10 protein-coding genes are annotated in these 9,074 nt (G+C 66.7%); 8 read left to right on the forward strand and 2 right to left on the reverse strand.

Annotation, left to right across the window (positions count from 1 at the left end):
- The first annotated feature begins 15 nt into the window (after nucleotides 1-15).
- The 3 genes from AXZ77_RS10365 to AXZ77_RS10375 are packed head-to-tail and all read left to right on the forward strand — an operon-like array spanning nucleotide 16 to nucleotide 3,412.
- Nucleotides 16-708 (forward strand): M48 family metallopeptidase, encoded by a 693-nt coding sequence (locus AXZ77_RS10365; protein ID WP_083077553.1) that lies wholly within the window; start codon nucleotides 16-18, stop codon nucleotides 706-708.
- A gap of 56 nt (nucleotides 709-764) precedes the next feature.
- Nucleotides 765-2,042 (forward strand): hypothetical protein, encoded by a 1,278-nt coding sequence (locus AXZ77_RS10370; RefSeq protein WP_098411090.1) that lies wholly within the window; start codon nucleotides 765-767, stop codon nucleotides 2,040-2,042.
- Entirely contained in the window at nucleotides 2,039-3,412 is a 1,374-nt protein-coding gene (locus AXZ77_RS10375; RefSeq protein WP_098411091.1) for a cytochrome P450, read from the forward strand. Before AXZ77_RS10370 ends, AXZ77_RS10375 begins: the two co-directional genes overlap by 4 nt.
- A gap of 60 nt (nucleotides 3,413-3,472) precedes the next feature.
- Here AXZ77_RS10375 and AXZ77_RS10380 read toward each other — a convergent pair whose 3' ends face one another.
- Together AXZ77_RS10380 and AXZ77_RS10385 are read right to left on the reverse strand one after the other, a co-directional pair.
- Nucleotides 3,473-4,147, reverse strand: a complete 675-nt coding sequence (locus AXZ77_RS10380) for an AAA family ATPase (RefSeq protein WP_098411092.1) — start codon at nucleotides 4,145-4,147, stop codon at nucleotides 3,473-3,475.
- Nucleotides 4,147-4,764 carry a thiamine phosphate synthase gene (locus tag AXZ77_RS10385; protein WP_098411093.1) on the reverse strand — a complete coding sequence of 206 codons (618 nt, stop codon included), beginning with the start codon at nucleotides 4,762-4,764 and terminating at the stop codon, nucleotides 4,147-4,149. Before AXZ77_RS10385 ends, AXZ77_RS10380 begins: the two co-directional genes overlap by 1 nt.
- Nucleotides 4,765-4,864: 100 nt before the next feature.
- Here AXZ77_RS10385 and AXZ77_RS10390 point away from each other — a divergent pair, with 100 nt between their 5' ends.
- From AXZ77_RS10390 to AXZ77_RS10410, 5 genes are all read left to right on the forward strand, one after another.
- Nucleotides 4,865-5,620 (forward strand): RNA methyltransferase, encoded by a 756-nt coding sequence (locus AXZ77_RS10390; protein ID WP_078550164.1) that lies wholly within the window; start codon nucleotides 4,865-4,867, stop codon nucleotides 5,618-5,620.
- Nucleotides 5,621-5,640: 20 nt separating this feature from the next.
- The gene (locus AXZ77_RS10395) at nucleotides 5,641-6,369 is read left to right on the forward strand and encodes a hypothetical protein (RefSeq protein WP_141536252.1); all 729 of its coding nucleotides are present in this window, start codon (nucleotides 5,641-5,643) and stop codon (nucleotides 6,367-6,369) included.
- Nucleotides 6,370-6,438: 69 nt separating this feature from the next.
- Nucleotides 6,439-7,488, forward strand: a complete 1,050-nt coding sequence (alr, locus tag AXZ77_RS10400) for an alanine racemase (protein ID WP_098411095.1) — start codon at nucleotides 6,439-6,441, stop codon at nucleotides 7,486-7,488.
- Nucleotides 7,485-8,276 carry an ABC transporter permease gene (locus AXZ77_RS10405; RefSeq protein WP_078520812.1) on the forward strand — a complete coding sequence of 264 codons (792 nt, stop codon included), beginning with the start codon at nucleotides 7,485-7,487 and terminating at the stop codon, nucleotides 8,274-8,276. The genes alr and AXZ77_RS10405 overlap by 4 nt, the downstream gene beginning before the upstream one ends.
- Nucleotides 8,273-9,019, forward strand: coding sequence for an ABC transporter ATP-binding protein (locus AXZ77_RS10410; RefSeq protein ID WP_098411096.1), 747 nt, complete (start codon nucleotides 8,273-8,275; stop codon nucleotides 9,017-9,019). Before AXZ77_RS10405 ends, AXZ77_RS10410 begins: the two co-directional genes overlap by 4 nt.
- Nucleotides 9,020-9,074 lie beyond the last annotated feature (55 nt).

Genomic DNA, 9,074 nt, shown 5'->3' on the forward strand with positions numbered 1-9,074 from the left:
CATATCCATCCCATGTTGTTCCGCCTTCTCCCGATCCTGCTGCTGGTCCTCTACGGCTTCGCCATGTGGCATTTCTCGACCTGGCAACTCAAACGCCAGCTGAACGGGAATTCGCGCCGGTTGCGCGACAGCAAGCTGGAGCCCTATCTCGACCGGCTCGCCGCCGCGCTCGAAGTCTCGGAAATCCCGGTCCATGTCTACCAGATCGAGCCGGTGAACGGCCTCGCCGCCCCCGATGGCCGCGTCTTCATCACCGAAGGCTTCATGCGCAAATATCGCGCGGGCGAGGTGTCCCCGGAAGAACTGACCTCGGTAATCGCGCATGAGCTGGGCCATGTCGCCTTGGGCCATTCGCGCCGCCGGATGATCGACTTCTCGGGCCAGAACGCCTTGCGCGCCGTGCTGATGACGGTGCTTGGCCGCTTCATCCCCTTCATCGGTCCGTGGATCGCCAATCTGATCACCGCCGCACTCGCCGCCCGCCTCAGCCAGCGCGACGAGTTCGAGGCCGATGAATTTGCCTCCGCGCTGATGATCAAGGCGGGCTTCGGCACCGAGCCGCAGGTCACGCTGTTCCACAAGCTCGACGCGTTGACCAAGAACGCGGGCCAGACCACGCCCGCCTGGCTGCTGACCCACCCCAAGACCGAAAAGCGCATCGCCGCGATCGAGGCGAACCAGCTGCGCTGGTCGCGCGCAGAGCACTGATTTTCCTTACTTTCGCCGCGCAGGGCCGCTAGTCTGCACGCGAGGAAGGGCAGTGAATGACAAGCGGGTCTCTAGCGCGGGTGCACAGGCGCCGGGTGTTCTACATCCCCGGCTACGACCCGATTCATCCCCGCCGCTACCGCGAGCTCTACCGCAAGGAAGGCGCAGATCAGGCCCGCATTTCCGGCTACGAGATCGCGCTGGCCCCGAAACGCGCAGGCGGCCCCTATGGCTGGCATGTCACCTCCACACAGGACGGCACCGAGGTCGAGGCAGATGTCGAAGTGCTGGTCTGGTCCGATATCGTGCGCTCATCGATGGGCAAATCGATCCCTGCGACCTACGCGCAACTGATCCGCACCGCCTGGGCCTATGTCGCCTCCGGCGCGCTCTTCCGGCTGATGCGGCTGCGCAAAGGCCCGGTGATCGCCGCGCTCTATCCGATCGTGGCGCTGATCGTGCAGGCGCTGATCGGGATCGGCCTTGGCTGGGCGGCGGCGGCATTCGCATTGGCGCTCTTGCCCGGCTTCCCGCTCGACGGGCTCGCAGGCCTCATCCTCGGCGCCGCGATCCTCACCCTGACCCTACGCTGGTTCCGGGCCAAGGACGGCAAGCTCTTCGCCTATTACCTGATGCATGACTACGCCTTCACCGCGCGCTGGGGCGGCGCGAACCCGCCCGAGTTGGAAGCCCGCATGGCCGAGTTCGCCGCCCGCATCGAAGAGACGATGCGCGAGGACTGGGACGAGGTACTGATCGTCGGCCATTCCTCGGGCGCCCATCTCGCCGTCTCGATCCTCGCCGACCTGATCCGCGAGAACCGCCTCCCCAATTCGGCTTGGGAAAAATATCCTCGGGGGGAGGCCGTCAGGCCGGGGGGCAGACAGCCCCCGGCGCTCTCCTTTCTCTCGCTCGGTCAGGTCGTCCCGATGGTGAGCTACCTGCCCCGCGCGACCCGCCTGCGCGCCGATCTCGCCTACCTCGCCACTCGGCCCGAGCTGTTCTGGCTCGACGTGACCGCGCCGGGCGATGGCTGCGCCTTCGCGCTCTGCGATCCGGTCGCCGTGTCGGGCGTGGCACCGGAGGGCCAGATCCACCCGCTGGTGATCTCCGCCGCTTTCACCCAGACACTCAGCCCCGAGCGCTGGCGCACCCTCCGCTGGCGCTTCTTCCGGCTGCATTTCCAGTATCTTTGCGCCTTCGACCGGCCCGGAGATTACGACTATTTCCGCGTCACCGCCGGGCCGCTGACACTGGCCGAGCGCTTCCACGGTCGCGCCCCGTCGAAAAGCCGGATCACGACGCCCGCGAACCGGTTCACGAGCGTCACATGAACCAGCCGTCCCGCCTGCCCCCGAAACCGACCCCGCGCCCGGACCGCGTCTCGCTCTGGCGCTATTTCCGGCTGTTCAAATCCGACATCCTCTCAGCCCAGCCCGCGCGTCTCTACCGCGCGTGGATGGCCGAGTTCCGCACGCCGTTCTTCCGCTCCTATATGTGCAACGACCCCGATCTGGTCGATCTGGTGCTCAACAAACGCCCGATGGATTTCCCGAAATCCGACCGCGTCCGCGAGGGGCTGAAACCGCTTCTGCGCGAGAGCGTGTTCACCACCAATGGCGCGCAGTGGCAGCGCCAGCGCCGGATCATCGACCCGGCCTTCGAGGGCGGAAAACTGCGCGAGACCTTCCCGGCGATGTGGGCCGCGGGCGAGGCTTGCGTCGAGCGAATGAAGGTGAAGACCGACGCCGAACCGATTGATATTGAAACGGAAACCTCTCACGTTGCCGCCGATATCATCTTCCGAACCCTGTTCTCGATCCCGATCGAGGATGCGACCGCCAGCGCCGTGTTCGCCGCCTTCAAGCGCCATCAGCGCGCCTCTCCGGTGGTCAATCTCGGTGCGCTGCTGCCGCTGCCGCGCTGGTTTCCGCGCTTTCATTCCCGCGAGACGAAGCGCACCGCTGCCCATATCCGCGCGCTGATCGAGCGACTGACGACGGAGCGCGCCGCCCGGATCGCCGCCGGCACCGCGCCCGACGATCTGGCGACCAAGATCATGACCACCGCCGATCCCGAAACTGGCGAGACCTTCGACACCGCCGAGATGGTCGATCAGGTCGCGATCTTCTTTCTTGCGGGCCACGAGACCTCCGCCTCGGCGCTGGCATGGGCGCTCTATCTGCTGGCGACGCATCCCGAATGGCAGGTTCGGCTGGCCGAAGAGGCCGAGAGCGCGCTGGAAGAAAGCCAAGACTTTTCCGTGCTTTCCAAGCTGAAGTTGAACCGCGCGACCTTCCGCGAGGCGATGCGGCTTTACCCGCCCGTGCCGATGTTCGTGCGCGAGACGACCTGCCCGGAAACCTTCCGCAAGCGCGCGGTCAAACCGGGCAGTCAGGTGGTGATCTCACCGTGGCACCTGCATCGCCACGAGCGGCTCTGGGACAATCCCGACGGCTTCGACCCGAGCCGCTGGGAGACCGAGAACGGCAAGGCCTGCCAGCGGCGCGCCTATATCCCTTTCTCCTCCGGCGCGCGGGTCTGCCCCGGCGCAGGCTTCGCGATGGCGGAAGGGCCGCTTGTGCTGGCAATGCTGCTACGGGCGTTTCGGTTCGAGGCTGTCGAGCGCCGCGAACCGGTCCCCGTCGCGCATCTGACGGTGCGCGGCAAGGACGGGATTTACCTCAGGATTTGTAAGCGTTGAGGGGGCTCCGCCCCCGCTGGCCCTGCCAGCCCCCGGGATATTTCGGCCAAGCCGAAGAGATCAATCGCGCACGACCAGATCGGCGGCGCGGCTCTCGCGCGTGATGGTGCGGCCATTGGGCAGGTCGTTTTCCTCGACGCGGCGGCGCGTCTCGGCCAGATCGCAGCCCTGATCGCGCCAGCGTTGGGTCAGCCGCTCGCGCAGCACCTCTTCGGGCAAATCGATGCGGATCGTGAGATCGAAGAGCGGGTAGAGATCGCTCCAACCGGGCCGCGTCAGCAGCAGGTAATTGCCTTCGACGATCAGATATTTCGCCGATCCCGGCACGCTTGCGCCGCCCGGAACGGTGGCGTCCAGATCGCGGTCGAAGGTCGGCACGGGCTCGTCCTGACGGCTCGATTTCAGCCGCGCAAGAAGCTGCGAAAATCCTTCAGTATCAAAGGTTTCGGGCGCGCCCTTCACGTTACGCAAGCCGCGCGCGTCGAGCCAGTCATTGTCGCGGTGAAAGCCGTCCATCGCGACGATGGCCGATTGCTCCCCGAGCGCCTCGGCCAGTTCATGCGCAAGATGCGACTTGCCCGCACCGGGGCCGCCGACCAGCCCGATCAGCAGCCGCTCGCCCGGAAGCTGGCGGATATGCGAGGCCAGATCGGCGCGCGGCACCTGCAGCTCGCTCTCCATGAAGGCACCGTGATCGCCCATCGGGCCGTCGCTATCGCCGAGCCAATCCGGCATCACGACATCGCCTTGATGAACCGTCCCAGAGCTGCGGCCGGGTCGTCCTCGCGCCAGACCTCGTCGCCGAAGGCGAACCAGTCGGTGACGGGGGCGAATTTCGTGACCAATTCCTCGGTGAGCGCACCTTCGGCCACCACCGGCACTTCGATCACTTCGGACCACCAGGCGAACAGCTCGTGCTCGGCCGGTTCGGCCGTTCCCAGATTGGTCTCGCCGATCGGGCCGAAGCAGACATAGTCGGCCCCCGCCTCGCCCGCGTTCATCCCCTCATGGCGGGAATTACCGCAGTAGCTTCCGACGATCGCATCGTCACCCAGCTCCTTGCGGCCATAGCGGATCTGTTTCGCGCCATCGATGAAATGGACCCCGTCGAGCCCGTGGCGTTCGACGAGAGCGACATGGGATTCGATGACCAGCGCCACGTCGCGGGCATGGGCCACTTCGCGCATCGCATCGGCGATCCGACCGATCTCGTATTCGTCGCGACTGGCCAGCGACAGGCGGATGCAGGCGATGTCATGCGCGTCGAGCACCGAGGCCAGTTTCGGCGCGAATTCCTCGGCGTCGAAAGCGGGCGGCGTGATCAGGTAAATCTGCGGGCGGTCTTCGGCCATGGGCAGGCTCCTTTGCGGGTCTTGGCCGCCTATTAACGCAAGCGGCGCGGCCTTGCCAGTGCCAGCTTGCGCGACTAGGAGAGGCGCGAAAGGACCGCCCATGCCCAATACGCCCGAAATTCCCGATCCCGCCCAGCCCGCCTTCATCCTCGTGCGTCCGCAGATGGGCGAGAATATCGGGGCGGCGGCGCGCGCGATGCTGAACTTCTCGCTGCGCAAGATGCGGTTGGTGGAACCGCGCGACGGCTGGCCCAACCCCAAAGCGGTGGCGATGGCCTCGGGGGCGGCCGGTCAGGTGCTCGATTTCGCGGGTGTCTATGACAGCGTGGCCGAGGCGGTGGCTGATTGCGACTACGTCTTCGCCACCACCGCGCGGGGCCGTGAATTGCCCAAACCGATCTACACGCCCGAGGCGGCGATGGAGGAAGCGCGCAAACGCATCGTCGCGGGCCAGAAGGTCGGCGTGCTTTTCGGACCCGAGCGCACCGGGCTGGAGAATGACGACATCCTGCGCGCTAACGCGATCATCACCGTGCCGGTGAACCCGGAGTTCTTCTCGCTCAACCTCGCGCAGGCGGTGCTGCTGTCGGCCTATGAATATTCGCGCCACACGCTCGACTCGGTTCCGGTCGATCCCGGTCTTGCGGGCCATGATCCGGCGAGTGCGGTCGAGGTCGAGAAGCTGGGCGATCACTTCGAGCAGCGGCTCGAGGAGGCGGGCTTCTTCCACCCGCCCGCGAAGGCGCCGATGATGAAGCGCAACCTGCGCAACATGTGGACGCGTTTCGCGATGACGCGCTCGGAGGTGCAGACGCTGCACGGCGCTCTGCGACAAATTCTCCGCCCGCGCGACTGACGCTTGGTCAAAGACGCCGCTTGCGCCATCTTGAGAGCATGTGGCGCGTCATCCGGGTCTCAGCATTGGCAGTTCTGGCGGGTGGGCTCTTGGGTCTGCTCGCGCTGTTGTGGTTCTACCCGGTGCTGGCGGCGGGGCTGTGCCCGCGCTGTTTCGGAATGGACCGGGCCGCGCCGGGCATTTTCGTCGAACATGAGATGAGCCGCGCAGAGCGGCGCGATCTGGTCGAGACGGTCGATGCGGCGCGCGATACGGTCGCCCAATTCTACCCGACGCGCGAAGCCCATACCCGTATTCTCGCCTGCACGAGCGACGCCTGCGACCGGCGGCTGGGCGGACGGGGTGCGGCGGCAGTGACCTATTCGCTCGGGGCTTGGGCGGTGGTGCGCGTGGCCCCGCGCGGGCTGACCGAGACGATCCTCGCCCATGAGCTGACCCATACCGAGACCCATGCCCGGCTGGGCGTGTTGGGTCAGGTGCGCGGCCGCATGCCCGCGTGGTTCGACGAGGGGCTCTCGGTGCTGGTCTCGAACGATCCGCGCTATCTCGGGCCGGGCTCGGGCATCGAGCGCTGTCAGGCGCTGCCGCGCGCCGACCTGCCCTCCTCGCCTTTCGACTGGGCGCCGCAGGCCGGGCGCGACAACGGGCTTTATGCCGAGGCCGCCTGCGCCGTGCTGATCTGGGAGGCGCATCAGGGCGGGCCGGAGGCCATCCTCGCGCGGCTGGAAACCGGGCGCAGCTTTCCCTGAAACGCAGCCATGCGCGCGGCTTGCGCGGATTGCCCTTGACCTGAGGCCGTGTGCGCAGAAAAAGGGGCCATGGCACAGGCAAATCTTCATATCGACCTCGACGCAGTGGTCAGCAATTGGCGCGCTCTCGATGCGCAATCGGGCGCGGCGACGCGCACGGCGGCGGTTGTGAAAGCCGACAGCTACGGCTTGGGCGCAGGGCGCGTGGCCCCGGCTTTGTATCAGGCGGGGGCGCGGGACTTCTTCGTCGCGCTGGCCGAGGAAGGCGCAAGGCTGCGCCCGCATCTGGGCGAGGACGCGCGGATCTTCATCCTCGGCGGTCATATGGCGGGCGATGCGGGTTTCCTGCGCGACGCGCGTCTGATCCCGATGCTCAACTCCGCCGAACAGGCGCAGCGGCATCTGCAGGCGATCCCCGAAAGCCCCGTGGGCGTGCAGCTCGACACCGGGATGAACCGGCTCGGGATGGAGGCAGCCGAGTGGCAGGCCACCGCCCCGCAGCTGATGGAGCGCGGGATCGAGCTGGTGATGAGCCACCTCGCCTGTTCCGACGAGCCGGACCACGAGATGAACGCCAAGCAGCTGGCCGAGTTCAAACGGATGACCGACGGCATGGGGCTGAGCCGCTCGCTCGCGGCGACGGGCGGCATCCTGCTGGGCCCGGATTATCATTTCGACGTGACGCGGCCCGGCATTGGGCTCTATGGCGGACGCCCCTTCGAGGAGGCGCGCCACGTCGCGACCCTTTCGCTGCCGGTGATTCAGACCCGCCTGGTCCAGCCCGGCGAGACCGTGGGCTACGGCAACACCTGGACCGCCGAGCGCGAGACCAAGATCGCGACGCTCTCGGCGGGCTATGCCGACGGGATCCACCGCGTGCTGTCGAACATCACCGCGCTTTACGCAGGCGACACGGCATGTCCGCTGCGGGGCCGCGTCTCGATGGACCTGCTGACCGTCGATGTGACCGATCTCGATACGGTGCCCGACACGCTCGATCTGCTTGGCCCGCATCAGGGCGTCGATACGCTGGCCGATCTGGCAGGCACGATCGGCTATGAGATCCTGACCTCGCTCGGCCCCCGCTACGCCCGGAATTACGCGGAGCCCACCGCATGAATGCAGCGGCGCTCAGCCGACCGCTGGCCGCGCTGGGGCGGGCCACGCTCGCGCTGATGGCGGCGACGGGGCGGCTGTCGCTCTTTGTGGGCGAGACGCTGAGCCACCTGCTCCGCCCGCCGTTCTACCTGCGCGAATTCTGGCTTGCCTGCCTCAATATCGGCTGGCTGTCGCTGCCGGTCGTGGGAATGACCGCGCTGTTCACCGGCGCCGCGCTCGCGCTGCAGATCTACGCGGGGGGCGCGCGCTTCTCGGCCGAACAGGTCGTGCCCTCGATCACCGCGATCGGCATGGTCCGCGAGCTGGGCCCGGTCCTGGGCGGTTTGATGGTGGCCGCGCGGGTGGCCTCAAGCATCGCCGCCGAGATCGGCACGATGAAAGTGACCGAGCAGATCGACGCGCTCACCACGCTTTCGACCAACCCGATGAAATATCTCACCGTGCCGCGCGTGCTGGCCGCGACGCTTTGCGTGCCGATGCTCGTCGGCGTGGGCGACGTGATCGGGATCATGGGCGGCTGGATGGTCGGCGTGAACCGCCTCGGCTTCAACTCGGCCACCTATCTCAAGAACACATGGGATTTCCTTGAGTTCTGGGACGTGGGATCGGGCCTCGTGAAGGGCGCGGCCTTCGGCTTCATCGTCGCCACGATGGGCTGCTATCACGGGATGAATTCGGGCCGCGGCGCGCAAGGCGTGGGCCGGGCCACGAAGTCGGCAGTGGTCGCCGCCTCGGTCGCGATCCTCGCCGCGAATTACGTGCTGACGGAGGCCTTCTTCTCGGCATGATCACCCTCGACGCCATAACCCGCAGTTTCGGATCGAAACACGTCCTGCGCGGCGTCGATCTGGTGGTGCCGACGGGGCAATCCACCGTCATCATCGGCGGCTCGGGCACCGGCAAATCGGTGCTTCTGAAATGCATCCTCGGGCTGATCGAGCCCGACGGCGGCAAGATTACCCTCGACGGGGTCGATGTGCATGAGGGAGAGCGCGACGCGTTCCTCGCCCGCTTCGGGATGCTGTTTCAGGGCGGTGCGCTGTTCGACAGCTTCTCGGTCTGGGAAAACGTGGCCTTCCGCCTGCTGCGCGGCGCACTGAAGCGGCCCAAGGCGGAGGCGCGCGAGATCGCGATTGAGAAGCTGCGCCGCGTGGGGCTGTCGCCCGATGTGGCGGACCTGTATCCGGCGGAACTGTCGGGCGGGATGCAAAAGCGCGTGGGGCTTGCCCGCGCCATTGCCGCAGAGCCCGAGATCATCTTCTTCGACGAGCCCACGACCGGGCTCGACCCGATCATGGCGGGCGTCATCAACGAGCTGATCCGCGAAATCGTGACCGAGATGGGCGCGACCGCGATGACGATCACCCATGACATGACCTCGGTCCGGGCGATTGCCGACCGCGTGGCAATGCTTCACGCGGGCAAAATTCGCTGGGAAGGCCCGATCGCGGAAATGGATGCGACTTCCGACCCTTACGTCCAACAGTTCATTCACGGACGCGCCGAAGGGCCGATCGAAACGCTGCGCTGAAAATTGGCGACTTTGCAGGGGCTTTCAGCTAGACCGGAGGGATATCCGTCGCGCG

This window comes from Thioclava sp. ES.031 (genome assembly GCF_002563775.1).
In the GTDB taxonomy this organism is placed as follows: Bacteria; Pseudomonadota; Alphaproteobacteria; order Rhodobacterales; family Rhodobacteraceae; genus Thioclava.